This is a genomic window from Bradyrhizobium sp. JR3.5, from assembly GCF_054057015.1.
Genome location: NZ_JBSRYV010000002.1, coordinates 658,202 through 675,862 on the forward strand (window position 1 = coordinate 658,202; position 17,661 = coordinate 675,862).

Sequence of the window (17,661 nt, forward strand, 5' to 3'; positions counted from 1 at the left end):
CTTACATCCGCTTGGCAACCTCTTCCAGCATCACCTCGGTGGCGCCGCCGCCGATCGTCAGCACCCGCGCGTCACGCACCATGCGCTCGATCGGCGTGCCGCGCATGAAGCCTGAGCCGCCATGCAGTTGCAGGCAGCCATGCACGACCTCGTGCAGCACCTCCGGCGACAGCGCTTTCACCATCGACACTTCGCGCAGACACTCCTGACCGGCCGCCGCAAGCTCGGCGGCCTGATAGGCCAGTGCGCGCGCCGCGGCCGCCTTCGCCGCGAGCTGGGCGAGCTTCAGCCAGCACGCCCTGCTGGTTCCAGAGCGGCACGCCGAACGCCTGTCGCGTCTTCACATAATTCGTCGTCAGCTCGATCGCCTTGGCGGACTCGCCAGCGCAGATGCCGCCGATGCAGATGCGCTCGTTCTGGAAGGTCTCCATGATGCCATAGAAACCCTTGTTCTCCTCGCCGAGCAGGTTTTCCGCCGGGACGCGCACGTCCTGGAATGAAATCTCGGCGGTGTCCGAGCAGAGCCAGCCGTGCTTGTCGAGCTTGGTTGCCGTGATGCCCGGCGTGTTGCGCTCGACGATGAACAGCGAGATGCCGCGGCTGCCCTTGGCATGCGGATCGGTGCGCGCGGCGACGATCAGGATGTGGCCATAGACCGCATTGGTGATGAACATCTTGGCGCCGTTGATCACCCAGCTATCGCCGTCGCGCCGCGCGCGCGTCTTGAGGCCTGCGACGTCGGAGCCCGCGTCCGGCTCGGTCACCGCGATCGAACAGACCGTCTCGCCGCGGATGATCGCCGGCAAATATTTCTGCTTCTGCTCCGGCGTGCCGCGCAGGCTGATGTGCACCGCCGACATGTCGGTATGAACCAGGATCGACGAGGTGAAGCCGCCGAAGCTCGAGCGCCCGAGTTCCTCGGCGAATACCATCGAGGCCAGCGGCCCCATGTCGGTGCCGCCATATTCGGCCGCATGGCGCATGCCGAGGAAGCCGAGCGCACCCATGCGGCGATAGATCTCGCGCGGGATCTTGCCGTCGCGCTCCCAAGCTTCGGCATGCGGCACCACTTCCTTCTCGACGAAGCGGCGAACCTGCTCGCGCAGCATGCGCAGCTCCTCGGGCAGGTTGGGCTGCTCCGGGAAATGGAACTCGCTTTCGGTGAGGTGGCGCGGATCCGAGGTCATGACGTTCATTGTGGCGCCCTCTCATGGCCGATGTGAAGATGGTTGCGCAGAAAAACTGCGAGGGATGCGATCGCCTCTCGCGTCTGCGGAATCTCGGGGAACATCTGGAAGACGTGGATCATGCCGTCCCAGACCTGCAGCTCGACGTCGGCGCCGGCAGCCTTGGCGCGCGCGGCAAGGTCCACTGAATCGTCGCGCACGGTCTCGCGGTCTCCGACCTGAACCAGGAGGGGCGGCAGACCGTTGAGATCGGCATGAAGCGGCGAGGCCAATGGATTACGGGGATCGCCGTCCTTGCCGAGATAGTTCTTGGCGAGCGCCAGGATCATTGTGCGCTGGTGGATCGGATCGGCCTCGGCCCTGCTCTCGTAGCTCGCGCCAGCAGCGGTGAGATCGGTCCAGGGCGACATCAGCGCGCCGGCGGCGGGGAGCGGCAGGCCGCGGTCTCTCGCTGCCAGCATTGCAGCGAGCACGAGATTGCCGCCGGCCGAGTCCCCGGCGAAGGCAATATCGGCCGGACGCAGTCCCTGATCGCGGAGATACTGATAGGCAATCAGCGCATCATCGAGCGCCGCCGGAAACCGGTGCTCCGGCGCGAGCCGGTAATTGATTGCGAGCACACAGCAGCCGGACGCAGCCGCGATCCGCGCAATGAGGTCGCGATGCGAGGCGACCGAGCCGATGCGGAAGCCGCCGCCGTGAAAGTAGAGGATCGCCTTGTCGCGCGATGCGTCTGATGGCACCAGCCATTCGCCGTCGATGCCGCCGGCGGAAACCGGCTCGCACCTCACCGGCACCGAGCAGCCGGCAAAGGCCGCATCCCAATCGCTGCGCATCTGCGCCACCGATGTGTCGCGGGTCCAGCCGCGATAGATCGCACGCAGGCGCTCGATTGCGCGATCGACCGGCGTGATGGCGATATCGTTGCCTGTGCTGGCCATCTCAGCCGCCGATGCCCATACCGCCGGACACGCCGAGCGTCTCGCCGGTGATATAGGCGGCCTGGTCGGAGGCCAGGAACAGCGCGGCCGCCGCAACCTCCTCCGGCTCGCCGAGCCGGCCGAGCAGTGTCGCGCCGGTCATCGCCTGCAGGATCTTATCGCCGCCCTTTGCGACGGCTTGCTCCAGCATCGGCGTGCGGATCGGTCCCGGCGCGATCGCGTTCGCGGTGATGCGAAAGCGTGCATTCTCGCGCGCGATACTCCTGGTGAAGGAGATCACGCCGCCCTTGGCCGCGGAATAGACCGCGCCGCCCTTGGAGCCGAGCCGAGCCGCCTCCGAGGTGACATTGATGATGCGGCCGAACCGTGCCGCCTGCATCGCCGGCAGCGCGGCGTGGGTGCAGGCCAGCACCGAGGTGAGATTGACCGCGATCAGCCGCGCCCAATCATCCGCCGTGGTGTCGGTGAAGAATGCGTGCTGATCGACGCCGGCATTGTTGACGACGATGTCGAACGGGCCGTCCTGCGCTATCACGGCCTGCACGGCGGTGGCATCGCTGACGTCGAGCCCGGCGACGCCGGCGCCGGTCTGGCGCGCGAGCTCCGAGGCTGCGGCGACGTCGAGATCCGCGATCACGACCCTGGCGCCTGCGCCGGCAAAGCTGCGGACGATCGCCGCGCCGATGCCGCGCGCGCCACCGGAGACGAAGGCGCGGCGGCCATCGAGACGCCCGAACGGCAAGGTGCCCACCACGTCTCAGCGCCCCTTGAAGACGGGCTTGCGTCTCTCGATCACGGCGGCGAGCCCTTCGCGCGCGTCGGCCATTCCCGAGAGCTCGGCAACGGTGCGCGCCTCTTCCGACAGGCACTGCTCGATGCTGGTGCCGGTGCCGGCCCAGACCAGCCGCTTGGTCGCCGCCAGCGCCTTCGGCGCGCCAGCCGCGAGCTCGCGCGCCAGCGCGAGCGATGCATCGGCAAGCTCGGCATCGGGTACGACCTTGGTGACGATGCCCATCTGCAGTGCTTCCGCAGCCGGGATCACCGGGTTGGTCAGCAGGATCGACATCGCCCGCCGCAACCCGACCAGCCGCGACAGCGTGACGGAGACGCCGGCATCCGGCGCCATCGCCACCCGCGTCGCACCGGCGAGGAATTTTGCCGACTCCGCCGCAATCACGATGTCGGAGGCGCAGACCAGGCCGAAGCCGCCGCCGCCCGCCGCAAAGCCCTGCACCGAGGCGATCACCGGCGCCTCCAGCCGCAGCAATCCGCTCACCGCATTCTGCAGATACGCGGTGGCCTGCCGGATATAGTCCGGCAGCTTCTCGCCCTTGGAGGCAAAGGCGCGGACATCACCGCCCGCACAGAAATTGGTACCCTCGCCGCTCAGCAGCACGACGCGCAGATCCGGATGGCCGTGGCAGACCATGATGGCGTCGCACAATGCGCTCAGCAGCTCGGCGCTCATGCCGTTCGCCGCGTCGGGCCGGTTGAGCCGCAGCCGTGCGATGCCGTCGGTGATGTCGAGCAGAACGGGGCCCTTGTCGATCATGGCGAGACCTTCCCTAAAGCATGATCCGGAAAAGTGTGAAGCGGTTTTCCGAACAGATCATGCGCGAGCAATTTTCTAAAGCGCGATGAAGTCATCGCGCTTTAGACCAGGAATGACAGCGTGTAGATCGCCTTGTCGTTGTTGACGAGGATGACTTTCTTGCTGGCCATCCGCAATTCGCCATCGACATGGCGTAGCCGGTATTCGTTGCGCGCCGCCCACAGCGTGTCGTCGCGCAGGCTCGACTCGAAGATCAGGCTGTTGCTGGCGACCGCGATGTCGCCATCGTCGGGCTGCTCGTCCATCAGCTCGATGTTGGAGATCAGCCGGCGCAGGTTCGACTGCGGCGTCTGGGTGAAGTGCTTGCCGGTCATCAGCTGCCGGACGCGCAGCGCGATCCGCGAGCGGTTGTCGTAGATGATCGACATCTGCCGCTCCGGATCGATGTCGGCGCCGTTGGCCGGCACCCAATAGACGCCGTCGTCGGTCCAGAGCTTTTCCCAGGCCTCATATTGATGCTCGTCCTGCAACCGCGCCTCGCGATAGAGGAAGGCGGTGATGGCGCTAATCAACGTGGCACTGCTCTCGCGCGACAGCATCAGGCCGGCTCCATCAGCTTGCGGTAATGGGTCCAGATGCCGCGCGACGGCACCTCGTCGGTGACGTGGCCGACCGTGAAGCCGAGCTCATCCTGCCGCTCGCGTTTCTCGCCGCGGCCGAGGAAGATCCATTCCGGATTGCGCGCCAGCACGCCGCGATGGCAGCGCTCGTACATCTCGGAATCATCCGCAAGCAGGAAGCCGGCCGGGCCGACCGAGCCCATGGTCTGCTGGCGCAGCCGGCGGTTCAGATCGGGCGCGCCCTTGAACTGCAGCGCGGTGACGTGCTGCACGCTGTCGTCGACGCCGAGGGGCTGGATCACGAACATCTGGATCTCGGCGATGAACAGGTTCGGAAAGATCATCACATGCGGCGTGCCGTCGATCATGATCTCGCGCGCCGCGGTGTCGCCATAGGCTGTCTTCATCCGCGCGGTGTAGTCGGGCAACCGCTCCTCGCTGGTGCCGAACCAGCTCATCGGCGCATCGCGCTTGCGAAACTCGGGCCGCAAATCGATCTCGGTGTGTCCATTGCCGTAGTCACGCGTCAGCGCGGTCGAGGCGCCGCCATAGAGCTTGCCGATCATGCTGTCGGCGACGCCGAAGATCGAGGTGTGCACGAAGGCCGGGTGATAGCCGTCGCACTCGTTCTCCAGGATGAACTTCCAGTTCGCCTTGACGCGATGCTTGAGGAAACCCGCCGTGATCTCGACCTCGCCTTCTGGCGAGGTGCGCACCAGGCGATCGATGGTCTCGGCGGCGCCGCCGAGATGTTCCTTCAGGGTCGGGCCATCGGCCGCGAAAGAGCCGAACACGAAGCCGCGATAGGACTCGACTCGCGTCACCCGCCCGAGGGCGAGCTGCGACTTGTCCTGTCCTTCGTAACCATCAGGGAACGCATAGCCGACCAGCCGGCCGTCATTGGCAAAGGTCCAGGAGTGGAACGGACAGGTAAACGAGCGCGCATTGCCACGCTCAAAGGAGCAGACCTGGTTGCCGCGATGCGAGCAGCGGGTTGAGCAGCAGATTGACCTTGCCCTGCTCGTCGCGCGTCATGATCACGGATTGCGGACCGATCGACTTGACGACGTAGTCGTTGGCGTTCGGTACCTCGCTCTCGTGCCCGACATAGATCCAGGTCCGGTACCAGATGTTCTTGAGCTCGGCCTCGAAGATCTCCGGATCGGTATAGAGCGATCCATGCACCCGATCGGGCCGGATCAATCGCTCCCATGGCGAGACGCCGGTCATCATGTTCATCGCTCCGTCTCCCTCGCCGGCCGCTTGCGCGGATGCCTTCACTGACCGCCAATAATAATCCGAACGGCCGTTTTGTTAATGAATAACACGTGCGAGACGGGCCGGCAAGCTTCTTTGCAAACACCGCGGCTGAGTTCCGGAGCAGCGCGCAATGATGCAATCCCGGGTGGACCGCTGCGTGACTGCCTCAGCCCTGCGCCGCGCCGCCATCGCGTTCGCCGCCCGCGATCTGCTGCAACATCGACTTCGGCGTCGTCGCAAGCTCGACCTTGAGCTGGTCGCAGATCGAACGCCGTAGCAGCTGCTCGATCTCGGCCGCGGCATCGCGATTGGCCGCACGCGCGTCCGCGCCGCTCGCCCAGAGCAGAAGCTGCCCCAGCCGCCGGTCGCCATCGTCGCGCAACGCCTCGATCGCGGCAGTGTCGGACAAGTCGCTCGGGATGCGGGGCGTCGTCGGAATCTCCGGATGCGCAGCGCCATCCGCCAGTCGTTTGACCGCAGCAAGAGTATCGTCCTGCAGACGCACCTGCTCGAGCAGCGGTCCCACCTTCCAGTCGGCGGCGAGCTTCAGGCCATTCAGCGCATAGATCGCGGAGAACACCTGGCCGCGGACGAAATCATCGTCGCTGTTCGGCACGACGTGGATTTGCAGGGCATCGATGATGCCGTCGACCAGCCGCTCGAAGGATGCACTCATGCCGCGGCCTCCAATGCGCGCTCGAAGGCCCGCACGATCGAGGGCATCTGGCTTGCCATCACCGCAAGCCGCAGGTCGTTGAAGCGATCGACCTCGAAGGCGCGCACCGCACACATCTGGATCGCCGCCGCCTGATACAGCGCGTAGGCCTCGTAGAAGGCGAGGCTCTTGTCCGAGACCGCAATGCCGGAGGCGCGCTGATAGAGATCGATCACCTCGGTGCGCTCGAGCACGCCATACAGCTTGCGGCTCCTGGCATTGAAGGTCGGCATCATCGCCCAAGCCAGATCCTCATGGGGATCGCCGAGGTGAGTGAGCTCCCAATCGAGAATGGCGGTGATCCGCCCATTGTGCTCGATGAAGTTCCCGATCCGGTAGTCGCCATGCACGATGGTGCGGCATGGCGGCTGTGGGCAGTTGTCCTCAAGCCAGCGTCCGCCCCAATCGAGCAGCGGATAATAGCGCGCGGTCGGACGCGCCAGCGACGCGCGCCAGCCGGCGATCGCGCGAACTTCGGCGCGCTCTCCGCCCTGTTGCAGCGATGCAAAAGGGGTTGCGCTCGGGTCGATCCGGTGCAGCGACGCCAGGATCTCGACGAATTGCCGGGCGATCGAGCGCTTGTGGTTCGGATCGAGTTCGCTCGCCGTCCATGGTGCGGGCACGTCGCCCTCGACATGCGTACAGATGAAGAACGGGAAGCCGAACTCGGCGCCATCCTGTTCAAACGACACCAGCGCCGGAACCGGCACACCGGAGCCGGCAAGCGACTGCAGCGCATACACCTGCGACAGCACCGAATAGGGCGCAAACAGCCCATTCGGCGGACCGACGCGCAGGATCAGCATGCGGTCTCCGTCAGCAGCAGAGCGCGCCACGAAAACATAGGTGATCCAGGAGAAGCCCGACGATTTGCGGCCGAAGCTCGTGATCTCCGTCCGGCTCCCAGATATTCGCGACAGATGCTGCGCGAGCGCCGTCCGCACGGCGTCGTCGTTCACCACGGCCGGGCGGACGGGCTCCGACACATCATCGGATCGTTTGGTAGCCTCCTGCATCAATTGACCGACCTCGTATAGCCCTGCCACTTCTCCTCGCGCAGCGCCGACTTCATGATCTTGCCGGAGCCGGTCAGCGGCAGCGGCTCGAGGCGGATGTCGACCGAACGCGGGCATTTGTAGCCCGCGATCAGGGTGCGGCAATGCGCGATCACCATGTCGGAATCGAGCCGTGCGCCGTCCTTCGGCACGACGATCGCGTGCACCGCTTCGCCCCATTGCGGATCGGGCACCGCGATGACTGCGCATTCCCTGACTTGCTCGTGCTGGAAGATGGCGTTCTCCACCTCGCCGGAATAGACGTTCTCGCCGCCCGAGACGATCATGTCCTTCAGACGGTCGACGATATAGACGAAGCCGTCCTCGTCCATCCAGGCGCCGTCTCCGGTGTGCAGCCAGCCGTTGCGCAGCACGCGCGCGCTCTCTTCCGGCTTGCGCCAGTATCCGAGCATCACGCCGGCGCCGCGGATCGCGATCTCGCCGACCGTGCCGCGCGGCACTTCGTTGCCCGCGAGATCGACGATGCGGATTTCGACACCGGGCGCTGCTCGCCCTGCCGATTTGCGCTTTCCCGCCAGCGGTCCTTCCAGCGCGTGGTACTCCCACGGCAGGATCGTCGCCAGCGCCGCGCTCTCGGTCATGCCGTAGCCCTGGTGAAAGCGCCAGCTCGGCAGCACGCGCATCAGCTTGACCAGCAGCGCATCCGGCATCGGCGAGGCGCCATACTCGCAATCCCTGACGCTGCTCAGATCATAGCTGCCGAAGGACGGATGATTGAGCATCATGTTGAGCATGGTCGGCACGAACAGGCAGTAATCCACTCTGTGCTCGGCGATGGTCCGCATCGCGAGCTCGGGCTCGAATTTCGGGATCGTGACATGGGTGCCGCCGACCAAAGTCAGCGCGATCATCGGCGAGGTGCCGGCCAGATGGAACATCCCGGCCGAGTGCAGGTATCGCGTGTCTTCCCGGAACCGGAGCGCATAGATCCAGACCAGCGATTCATAGATGATATTGGCATGCGACAGCATCACGCCCTTGGGGAAGCCGGTGGTGCCGCCGGTGTAGAAGATGCCCGCGAGATCGTTATAGGCGCCGGATGCATCCTCGATCGGCGCGTTCGCAACAAGCTCGTCATAGCCCTGCATGCCGTCGGGAACCTGTCCCTCGTCCAGATAGACCATCGCGGTGAGTGATTTCGCGCCACGCAGGCCCGACGCGATCTCGGTAAAGGCCTTGTCGACCAGCAACAGCTTTGGCGTAGAATCGTCGACCGCATAGGCATTCTCGGCGACCGCCCAGCGTGTGTTGAGGGGCACTGCGACCGCACCGGCCCAGGCGATGGCATAGAGCGCCTCGATATAGAGGTCGCTGTTGTGCGCGAGGATCGCAACGCGATCGCCGGCCTCGACGCCGAGCCGCCGCAGTCCGCCTGCGGCGCAGGCGACGCGACGGCCGATCTCCTTCCAGCTTCGCGACCGTCCCGCATGGATGGTGCCGGGCGCATCCTTGCGCAACTGCACCGCCGAGATGAGCGCCTGCGTCAGCTTCATGTTTCCTCCTCACCGCCATGCGGCCGCGCGCGCCTGCGGATGTTTCCGTCATGCGTGAAGCCGATACGCTGCCCGGAGATTCCAGTTGATAATCCGGACAGACGGTCTATTATTACACAGCCAACGCGACGGGTAAAGCCCTTGAAGGCACCGCCGCAGGGATCAACCAGCCCCGCGAAAGAGGGCGTCATGGGAGGGGAAGATGCGGAAGCCAATCGTCACGCTTGCCGTGTGGGCGTTCGCGCTCACCGGCGCGCTCGGAACAGCGAATGCCCAGAAGGCTTATGGTCCCGGGGTCAGCGACACCGAGATCCTGCTCGGCGCCAATGCGCCCTACAGCGGACCGGCGTCGATCTATTCGAGCTTCCCGAAGACCATGCTCGCTTATTTCACGATGCTGAACGAAACAGGCGGCATCAACGGCCGCCACATCAATTTCGTAACCCGCGACGACGCCTATAGCCCGCCAAAGACCGTCGAGGTGACGCGCGCGCTGGTCGAGAACGACAAGGTGCTCGCCATCATGGCGCCGTTCGGCACGCCGACCAACGCCGCGATCCAGAAATACCTCAACAGCAACGGCGTCCCGCAGCTCCTGGTGCAGAGCGGCGGCACCCGCTGGAACGATCCCAAGCAGTTTCCCTGGACGACGCCCTACTCGCCGACCTACGTCAACGAATCCCGGATCATCGCGCGCTACGTCCTGCGCGAGAAGCCGGACGCCAAGATCGGCGTGCTCTTGCAGGCCGACGACATCGGCAAGGATTTTGTCCTTGGCCTGAAGGAAGGACTGGGCGCGAAAGCCGACACGATGATCGTCAAGGAGGCGATGTATCAGTCGACCGAGCCCACGATCGACTCCCAGATCGTGAATTTGAAGGCGTCCGGTGCCGATACCATCCTGATCGCCGCGCAAAACAAATTTGCCTCGATGGCGATCCGCAAGATCCACGAGCTCGGATGGAAGCCGCTGATCTTCCTCGGCTCGACTGCGAATTCGATCGCCGGCGTGCTGGTGCCGGCGGGGATCGAGGCCTCGACCGGCATCCTGACCACGACCTCCTACAAAACGCCGAACGATCCGGCCTGGGCCAATGACAAGGGCATGACCGACTATCTCGCCTTCGCCGCGAAATATATGCCGGGCATGGACCCGAACGACGTGATCGCGGTGACCGGCTACACCACGGCCCAGCTCGGCGCGATCATCCTGCAGCGCTGCGGCGACAATCTCACGCGGGAGAACGTGCTGAAGCAAGCCACCAACTTGAGCGGCATCGAGCTGCCGATGCTGCTGCCGGGCATCACCATCCAGACCACGCCGCAGGATTACGCGGCGATCACCGAACGCCGCTTCGCCCGCTTCGACGGCAAGACCTGGGTGCTGTTCGGCGACATCATGGGCGCGGGCCCGGCCAAGGACTGATCCTGCGCCTCGCATCCGACTGACCGAGCCGGCTCAAACACAAGGACAAGAACAATGCTGACAGCCCAGGACGATCTCATCGGCCACCAGACGCCGCAGCCGTTTGCCAAGGCAGGCGGCGGCGACATCAGGTTCACCGAGCGCTACTGGTACACCGCGCATCCAATCGACGGCAGCGAATTGCTGATCGACATCGGGCTCGGCTATTACCCGAACCGCAACGTGATGGACGGCTTTGCCGGCATCACCATCGGCCGCCGCCAGCACAATTTCCGTGCCTCGCGCCGGCTCGGGGCGCGTCCGCTGGAGACGGAAGTCGGTGGGCTCAGGATCGAGATCGTCGAGGGCATGGGCCTGCATCGGCTGTCGCTCGCCGACAATCCGTCCGGGATCAGCTTTGCGCTCGAATTCAAGGCGAGCTTTCCGGCGGCGCAGGAGAAGCAGAATTTTCGCGAGCGTAACGGCGTCGTCGAGGAAGACCTCGCGCGCGTCTCGCAATTCGGCCGCTGGCGAGGCTGGATCGTTGCCGACGGCAAGCGCACCAACATCGAACCGGAACTGTGGTGGGGACAGCGTGACCGCTCCTGGGGCCTGCGCTCCGAGATGCGCACCGACGAGACCAGGCCGCCGGTTGCAACCCATCGCAATTTCTTCTGGACCTGGTCGATGTTCCAGTTCGAGACGTCGGCGCTGTCGATCTTCATCAAGGAGCGCACGCCGGGCAAACCGCATTACCTCTCGGGCAGCGAGTTCCGCCGCGAAGCCGACGGATCTGTTTCGCATCGCGAGGTGACCTCGGTCGAGCACGCGATCGAATGGGTCGACGATCCGCTCGGCCAAACCATCGCTGTGGCCGACTTCACCTTCGGCTTCGATCGCGGCGAGCCGCGCCGCATCAGGATGCACGGACTGCCGATGCGATTTTATCTCAAGGCCGGCATGTATGGCGGCCTGCAAGGCTGGACCCATGGCGACGACCGCGGCGAGAACCATGCCGCCCACGACACCTGGAACCTCGACGACGCGGCAACGCGCGCCATCGCGCGGACGCTGTCGGACCATGTCGTCCGACTCGAAAGCGGCAACGAGACCGGCTTCGGCATCAGCGAGTACGGCGTCGCCGCCGGCTACCCGCTCTATCCGGGACCGCAGAAATTCCCGGCGATGTGATGGACGGGCAAGGCATCCGCGTCGCGGAGGAACATGGCGACACCTGCGATTCCTGGGACGACAAGGCAGCCGAGGCACTGGTCTCGCTCGAGACCATCGCGCCGCTCCGCTATCGCAGCCGCTTCGGCGACGGCAATCTCAACGGCCGTTCGTATGGCGGCCAGATCCTTGGCCAAGCGATGATGGCCGCGACGCTCAGCGCGCCCGAAGATCGCCCGGCGGCGATGCTGCAGCTCTTGTTCCTGCGCGGCGCCGATCCCACCCGGCGCATCACCTTTGACGCGGAGGTTCTGCAGGACGGCAAGCGGTTCTCCTCCCGCCATATCGTCGGCAGCCAGGGTGACGGGCGCACCGTGTTGAGCGCGCAGGCTACGTTCTGCGCAGCCCAGCCGGGCCCGCGACACGCAGCGCCGTTTGCGCCGCCGGAAGATCCCGAAAGCCTGCCCGATCTGACCATGATCCCCGATGAGCTGATGGCGCAGTTGCGGCCGCTCGGTCCCTATTCGCCGCAAATCAAGCCTAGCATGGATTTCCGCATCCCCGAGATCGAACGTCAGCTCTCGGCCGCGACGGCAGAGCCGCGACTGCGCTTCTGGATCAGATGTCGGCAGCCGCTCGCCGCCGGTTCCCGCGCCCAGGCCGCGGTGTTCGCCTATCTCTCGGATTGGTGGCTCAACTTCTCCAGCGTCGGCGGCCATCTCCGCGACCTGCAGTCGCGCGCGCCGCTCTATCTGTCGAGCCTCAACCATTGCATCTGGTTTCATCGTGCATTCTCGCCCGACGCCTGGATGCATGTCGAAACCGAGAGCCCATGCGCCGATGGCGGCCGCGGGCTGTCGATCGCCCGCGTCCATGACCGCGATGGGTCGATGCTCGCAACCTCGATCCAGGAAACCTTGATGGTGCATCCCGATGGCGATGCGTAGGTCACGCAGCAACAGCTGAGACGGCGCCGTGATCGCGGCTGAGTTGGAGCCGCTGTTCATCACCGGTTCCATGACCTGTTGAATCCCGGCAACACCGGCAGACAAAATGCGCGATCGTGCAGATTGCGCGTTTTGAACCACGACTGTGCCGCATCTCGGTCCAATCCTGCCTGCGGGTGGCGCAACAAAAACACGATTGGGGAAAACCTACATGCAGCAGGCACCGTCGGGCGCACGGAGCGCGGAACCGTCTGGATATGTTCTCCACTTCCAGCTTGCCAGCAATGGCGCGAGACGCGCGTGCAGTCTGACGATCCAGGCGGAAAGTGCCAACGAGGCAGCGCGAATCTTCCGCGAGAACTGGAGCGCAATCGAATCGATGGCACGCGACGGCGTCAGCACGGGGATGGTCGGCTCGGCGCCCATCCTCTTGGCGATGTCGTGAAGCGCACCGCGCTACATGAGCCATCCTGCGCTTGAGGCGTGACAGGACAACGACCGCTCACGTCATGCGAGGATCGCGCGACCATTTGACGCGCTAACGTGACATCAAGTCATGAGATGCGGGGCTCGCGCACACGCGCGAGCCCCGTTGCGTCTTAGAACGATTCAAATCCAATCCGGTTAGAGGGATTCAAGTCTGCTCCGGTTCTTTTCGCGCGCGCCGACTGCTAGAGGCGCGGCGTGAATGAGTTCGCGTGAATCGGAAATGCAAGAGTGCCTGTGATTGCTGATGGCCGGATTGTCGGCGACCGTCGAAATGCCGCCGACAAGGGCCGCACCCATCTGCTGATCGGCGCAGCATTCCTGCTCGCCGACATCTCCTCGGCGGTGACGCCGGCAAGCGCCCAATCGAGCGTCCCCTTGCCGCCGGTCATGGTCGAGCAACCGATACAGAAGCGCAAGCCCGCAGCCAGTTCGGCGCGGTCGGCACCGCGAACGCAGTCGGCCGCCGCGGCACGGCAGCGCAGCCGGAATGCCCAGCCGACCCCACCGACACCATCGGAGCGTGCGGCAGCTGCCGGCGCCGTGCTGAACGAAGCCAAGCTGCACTATCGCGCGATGCCGAGCTCAACCACCTTGCGCAGCGGCGCCTCGCCGCTCGACACCGCGCAAACGGTCAACGTCGTGCCGGAACAGGTGCTGAAGGATCAGCTGCCGCGCAATCTCGACGACGCGCTCGCCAATGTCAGCGGCGTCACCCAGGGCAACACGCTGGCCGGCACCCAGGATGCGGTGATGCGCCGCGGCTTCGGCGACAACCGCGACGGCTCGATCATGCGCAACGGGATGCCGCTGGTGCAGGGCCGCAGCCTCAACGCTGCAGTCGAGAGCGTCGAAGTGCTGAAAGGCCCGGCGTCGCTGCTCTACGGCATCATGGATCCCGGCGGCATCGTCAACACGATCAGCAAGCGCCCCGAGCTCTATCAGCATGGCTCGGTCACCCTGCTCGGCTCGACCTTTGCCAACTCGAGGACTGGCGCCGACGGCACCATCGACATCACCGGCCCGATCGGTAATGGCGGCCTCGCCTATCGCTTCATTGGCTATGGCGTCAGCGAGGACTATTGGCGCAATTTCGGACGCCATCGCGAAATGCTGGTCGCACCGTCGCTGGCCTGGTACGGCGAGAACACCACCGTCCAGCTCAACTACGAGCACCGCGAGTTCATCACGCCGTTCGACCGCGGCACCGCGTTCGATTCCGTGACCAAGGTGCCGCTGGCGATCCCGGCGACGCGCCGGCTCGACGAGCCCTTCAACAACATGTGGGGCACCTCGGACCTGATGCAGGCCTCGGTCGAGCACCGCCTGAACCAGGACTGGAAGCTGTTCGCGGCCTACAGCTACAACACCGAGACATTCAGCGCCAACCAGCTCCGCATCACCGGCATCAACACCAAGACCGCCGTCGAGACCCGCAGCAATGACGGCACGCAGGGCTCGCTCAGCAATTCGAGCTACGGCACCTCCTTTCTGCAGGGCAATGTCTGGCTCGGCGGTTTCCGCAACGAGGTGCTGTTCGGCGGTGACGGCCAGTACCGCACGATCTACCGTGACAATCTGATCCGGCAGGCGACGCCGAGCTTCAACTTCTATAATCCGGTCTATGGGTTGATCACGCCGGGTACCACCGTGTCCGCCGTCGACAGCGCCCAGACCGACAAGCTCGGCCAGTGGTCGCTGTTCTTCCAGGACACGCTACATCTGACCGAGCGCTTCGCGCTGGTCGGCGGCGTGCGCTACATGGACTACGACCAGATCGCGGGCAAGGGACGACCCTTCATCACCAACACCAACGTCTCGCAGGACAAGGCGCTGCCGCTCGGCGGCGCGATCCTCAAGCTCACCGACGAGGTCTCGCTCTATGCGAGCTACACCCAGTCGCTGAAACCGACCTCGACCATCGCGCCGCTCACCGGCGGCGTCGTGATCGGCTCCAACATCGCCCCGGAACAGGGCACCCAGTGGGAGACCGGCGTCAAGTTCGACTTCAACAAGCGGATCTCCGGCACGCTTGCGCTTTACGATATCGACAAGAAGAACGTGCTGGTCTCGCAGCTCAACCCTGCCACCAGCATTGTCGAGTACCGCACCGCCGGCAAGGTCCGCTCGCGTGGCATCGAACTCGACGTCACCGGCAGGCTGACCGAAAATTGGAGCATGATCGGCAGCTACGGCTATACCGATGCGCGCGTCACCGAAGATCCGGTGCTCTTCGGCAAGGCGTTGCAGAACGTCGCGCTCAACACCGCCTCGCTCTATCTGGTCTATGATTTCGGCACCACCCTGCCCGGCCGGCTGCGTCTTGGCGGCGGCGCACGCTATGTCGGCGACCGGCCCGGCGATGCCACGAACAGCTTCGTGCTGCCGGCCTACACCGTCGCGGATGTCTTTGCGACCTATGAGACCAAGGTCCAGACGTTCCCGGTGGTCTATCAGTTCAACGTCAAGAACCTGTTCGATACCGTCTACTATCCCTCGGCCGTCAGCAATCTGGCCGTGGCGATGGGCGACGCGCGGCGCTTCTCGCTTTCGGCGACGGTGAAATTCTAGCATGGCCACTGCACGGACAGCAATCGGACTGCTGGCCGTCCTGGCGACGACCGCCTTCGCCTGCGTCACCGCCCGCGCCGACGAGCTCACGCTCTACTCGACCCGCGAAGCCAATCTGGTCGAGCCTGTCATCGCGGCCTTCACCGCAGCGACCGGCACCCAGGTCAAGACCGTCTTCGTCGAGGACAGCCTGATCAAGCGACTGGCAGCGGAAGGCGACAATTCGCCGGCGGATGTCCTGCTCACCATCGGTCTCGACAAGACGACCCAGCTTGCCGCGCGCGGGCTGACACAGGCGGTTGCATTGCCGGCGCTTGACCAGGCGGTTCCGGCTAACCTGCGCGGCAACAACGGCCAGTGGATCGCGCTCGCAATCCGTCCGCGTGTGGTGTTCGCACGCAAGGACTACCCGCTCGCGGCGATCGCCTATGAAGAGCTCGCCGATCCCAAATGGCGCGGAAAATTGTGCATACGACCGGCACAGCACCAGAACAATGTCGCGCTGATCGCGGCCTATCTCGCGCATCACGGAACAGATGCGACGGAGAGCTGGCTCGCCGGGCTGAAGGCCAATCTCGCCCACAAGCCGAAAGGCAAGGACAACGACGTGATCCGCGAGATCGCGGAAGGACACTGCGACATCGGGATCGGCAACACGGTGGCACTCGCCCAGCTCCGCGACGGCCGCGAAGGCAATGACTTTCGCACATGGGCGGACGCCGTGAAGGCCGTTCCGACCGCGTTCGCGAGCGGCAGCAGTCACGTCAACCTGACCGGCGCAGCGATTGCCCGGCACGCACCGCACCCGGCCGCGGCGTGCGCGTTCCTCGAATTCCTCGTCACACCCGAGGCCCAGACGATCTTCTCCCACCGCCGAGCTGGAATACCCCGTGGTTGCGACCGCAAAGCGGGCCGCGATCGTGGAGGGAATCGGATCGTTCGCTGCCGATGCTCTCCCCATCGACGAGATTGCCGCGCATCAAGCGGCCGCAATCGCACTGATCCGAAAGGCCGGATTCGATGAATGATATCCGCCGCCCGATCAAGGCCGCGCTGCTGCAGGTCCACTCCCTCGCCGGCCTCGCGCTGGCGCTGCTGTGGGCTGTGGTCGGCATCACCGGCGCGACGATGGCGTTCGAGGACGAGATCGAGGCCAGCCTGAACAGCCACATCATGCGCGTCGACGCCAGCGCGACGCGGCGGCTGACACCGGATGAACTGGTCGCACGGCTGCAGTCGGCCGGCGACTTCGGCCGGCCCTCCGCCGTGACGATGGCGAGCGACCCGTCAGCGGCCGCACGCATCCGTTTCGCCCGCAGCGAAGGCGGCGCGCGTCCCTCCTCGGTCTATGTCGATCCCTATGACGGACATTTGCTCGGCTCGCCCCGCGGCGAGGACTTCTTCGCCACCGTCCGCAAGGTGCATCGCTGGCTGCTGTTGCCCGGCGACGGCAATAGTATCGGCCGCAAGGTCACCGGGTCAGCCGCGATCTGCCTGATCGTGATGCTGATCACCGGCCTCGTGCTGCGCTGGCCGCATCGCGCGCGCAGCGTGAAGATGTGGCTGAAGCCAAACCTCGGCCTGCGCGGGCGCGGCCTGCACCGCTCGCTGCACGCTGTGATCGGCACCTGGGTGCTGCCGGTCTATCTGGTGATGACGCTGACCGGCCTGTGGTACTCGTTCGAGTGGTACAAGGCCGGCGCTAACTGGCTCCTGGCGCGGCCTCAAGCCGCGGATGCGGCGATGCAGCCCAAGCCACCACGCGGCGCGGCGGCCGCCGCGGGCAAGGGCGATGCCAAAATCGAAGCGAAGGCGGAAGCAAAGCCGCTCGCCTTCGATCGTGTCTGGACCACGTTCCTGCAGCAGGAGAACAACGATTACGGACGGGTCCTGCTAACCCTGCCGGCCGGCGCGGGCACCGTGGTGCGCGTGCGGTCATGGCTGCGGGATTCGTCGCTCGAAAGCGTGCGCGACGAATTCCGGATCGATGCCGTCACCGGGCGCGTCATCTCGTCGGATCGTTACGCGGACAAGACGTTTGGCGAGCGCGTCCTTGCCGGCGTGCTCGACATCCACCGCGGCGCCATCCTGGGTTGGCCCGGCAAGCTCGTCTTCATGCTGGCCGCCGCCATGATGCCGCTGTTCGCCGTGACCGGCCTGCTGCTCTATCTGTCCCGCCGCAGGCACCGGTGCCTCGCGCGACAGCCGATTGGCCACCTCGTTCCGGGTGAATGAACC

Annotated in this window: 17 protein-coding genes and 1 pseudogene; 7 read left to right on the top strand and 11 right to left on the bottom strand. The window is 65.2% G+C overall.

Annotation, left to right across the window (positions count from 1 at the left end; genetic code table 11):
* Nucleotide 1: 1 nt before the first annotated feature.
* The 11 genes and pseudogenes from ACVWW1_RS19720 to ACVWW1_RS19770 form a co-directional block, all read right to left on the bottom strand.
* Nucleotides 2-289 carry an acyl-CoA dehydrogenase family protein gene (locus ACVWW1_RS19720; RefSeq protein ID WP_456660619.1) on the bottom strand — a complete coding sequence of 96 codons (288 nt, stop codon included), beginning with the start codon at nt 287-289 and terminating at the stop codon, nt 2-4.
* Between the two features lie 64 nt (nt 290-353).
* Nucleotides 354-1,196 (bottom strand): annotated as a pseudogene (locus ACVWW1_RS19725) (acyl-CoA dehydrogenase family protein); the annotation flags it as partial.
* Complete coding sequence (locus ACVWW1_RS19730) at nt 1,193-2,128, bottom strand: alpha/beta hydrolase (RefSeq protein WP_456657125.1); 936 nt, start codon at nt 2,126-2,128, stop codon at nt 1,193-1,195. The gene ACVWW1_RS19730 and the pseudogene ACVWW1_RS19725, both read right to left, overlap by 4 nt.
* 1 nt (nt 2,129) lies before the next feature.
* Entirely contained in the window at nt 2,130-2,882 is a 753-nt protein-coding gene (locus tag ACVWW1_RS19735; protein ID WP_456657126.1) for an SDR family NAD(P)-dependent oxidoreductase, read from the bottom strand.
* Nucleotides 2,883-2,885: 3 nt separating this feature from the next.
* Nucleotides 2,886-3,680, bottom strand: a complete 795-nt coding sequence (locus ACVWW1_RS19740) for an enoyl-CoA hydratase/isomerase family protein (protein ID WP_456657127.1) — start codon at nt 3,678-3,680, stop codon at nt 2,886-2,888.
* Between the two features lie 101 nt (nt 3,681-3,781).
* Nucleotides 3,782-4,279, bottom strand: coding sequence for an aromatic-ring-hydroxylating dioxygenase subunit beta (locus ACVWW1_RS19745; protein ID WP_456657128.1), 498 nt, complete (start codon nt 4,277-4,279; stop codon nt 3,782-3,784).
* Nucleotides 4,279-5,124, bottom strand: coding sequence for an RHO alpha subunit C-terminal catalytic domain-containing protein (locus tag ACVWW1_RS19750; RefSeq protein ID WP_456657129.1), 846 nt, complete (start codon nt 5,122-5,124; stop codon nt 4,279-4,281). The genes ACVWW1_RS19745 and ACVWW1_RS19750 overlap by 1 nt, the downstream gene beginning before the upstream one ends.
* Nucleotides 5,125-5,254: 130 nt before the next feature.
* Nucleotides 5,255-5,539, bottom strand: a complete 285-nt coding sequence (locus ACVWW1_RS19755; RefSeq protein ID WP_456657130.1) for a hypothetical protein — start codon at nt 5,537-5,539, stop codon at nt 5,255-5,257.
* Nucleotides 5,540-5,726: 187 nt separating this feature from the next.
* Nucleotides 5,727-6,236 (bottom strand): hypothetical protein, encoded by a 510-nt coding sequence (locus tag ACVWW1_RS19760; RefSeq protein ID WP_456657131.1) that lies wholly within the window; start codon nt 6,234-6,236, stop codon nt 5,727-5,729.
* Nucleotides 6,233-7,261 (bottom strand): phosphotransferase family protein, encoded by a 1,029-nt coding sequence (locus ACVWW1_RS19765; protein WP_456657132.1) that lies wholly within the window; start codon nt 7,259-7,261, stop codon nt 6,233-6,235. Before ACVWW1_RS19765 ends, ACVWW1_RS19760 begins: the two co-directional genes overlap by 4 nt.
* A gap of 29 nt (nt 7,262-7,290) precedes the next feature.
* The gene (locus ACVWW1_RS19770; RefSeq protein ID WP_456657133.1) at nt 7,291-8,844 is read right to left on the bottom strand and encodes an acyl-CoA synthetase; all 1,554 of its coding nucleotides are present in this window, start codon (nt 8,842-8,844) and stop codon (nt 7,291-7,293) included.
* A gap of 202 nt (nt 8,845-9,046) precedes the next feature.
* Between ACVWW1_RS19770 and ACVWW1_RS19775 the strand changes: the two genes are divergently transcribed.
* The 7 genes from ACVWW1_RS19775 to ACVWW1_RS19805 all read left to right on the top strand — a co-directional run bounded on the left by ACVWW1_RS19775 (nt 9,047) and on the right by ACVWW1_RS19805 (nt 17,658).
* Entirely contained in the window at nt 9,047-10,270 is a 1,224-nt protein-coding gene (locus ACVWW1_RS19775; RefSeq protein WP_456657134.1) for an ABC transporter substrate-binding protein, read from the top strand.
* A 54-nt stretch (nt 10,271-10,324) separates the two neighbouring features.
* Entirely contained in the window at nt 10,325-11,440 is a 1,116-nt protein-coding gene (locus tag ACVWW1_RS19780) for a hypothetical protein (protein ID WP_456657135.1), read from the top strand.
* Entirely contained in the window at nt 11,440-12,366 is a 927-nt protein-coding gene (locus ACVWW1_RS19785; RefSeq protein ID WP_456657136.1) for an acyl-CoA thioesterase, read from the top strand. The genes ACVWW1_RS19780 and ACVWW1_RS19785 overlap by 1 nt, the downstream gene beginning before the upstream one ends.
* Before the next feature lie 211 nt (nt 12,367-12,577).
* The gene (locus ACVWW1_RS19790; protein WP_456657137.1) at nt 12,578-12,811 is read left to right on the top strand and encodes a hypothetical protein; all 234 of its coding nucleotides are present in this window, start codon (nt 12,578-12,580) and stop codon (nt 12,809-12,811) included.
* Nucleotides 12,812-13,089: 278 nt separating this feature from the next.
* Nucleotides 13,090-15,423 carry a TonB-dependent siderophore receptor gene (locus ACVWW1_RS19795; protein ID WP_456660620.1) on the top strand — a complete coding sequence of 778 codons (2,334 nt, stop codon included), beginning with the start codon at nt 13,090-13,092 and terminating at the stop codon, nt 15,421-15,423.
* 1 nt (nt 15,424) lies between these two features.
* Complete coding sequence (locus ACVWW1_RS19800; protein WP_456657138.1) at nt 15,425-16,447, top strand: extracellular solute-binding protein; 1,023 nt, start codon at nt 15,425-15,427, stop codon at nt 16,445-16,447.
* Nucleotides 16,444-17,658, top strand: coding sequence for a PepSY-associated TM helix domain-containing protein (locus ACVWW1_RS19805; protein WP_456657139.1), 1,215 nt, complete (start codon nt 16,444-16,446; stop codon nt 17,656-17,658). Before ACVWW1_RS19800 ends, ACVWW1_RS19805 begins: the two co-directional genes overlap by 4 nt.
* Nucleotides 17,659-17,661 lie beyond the last annotated feature (3 nt).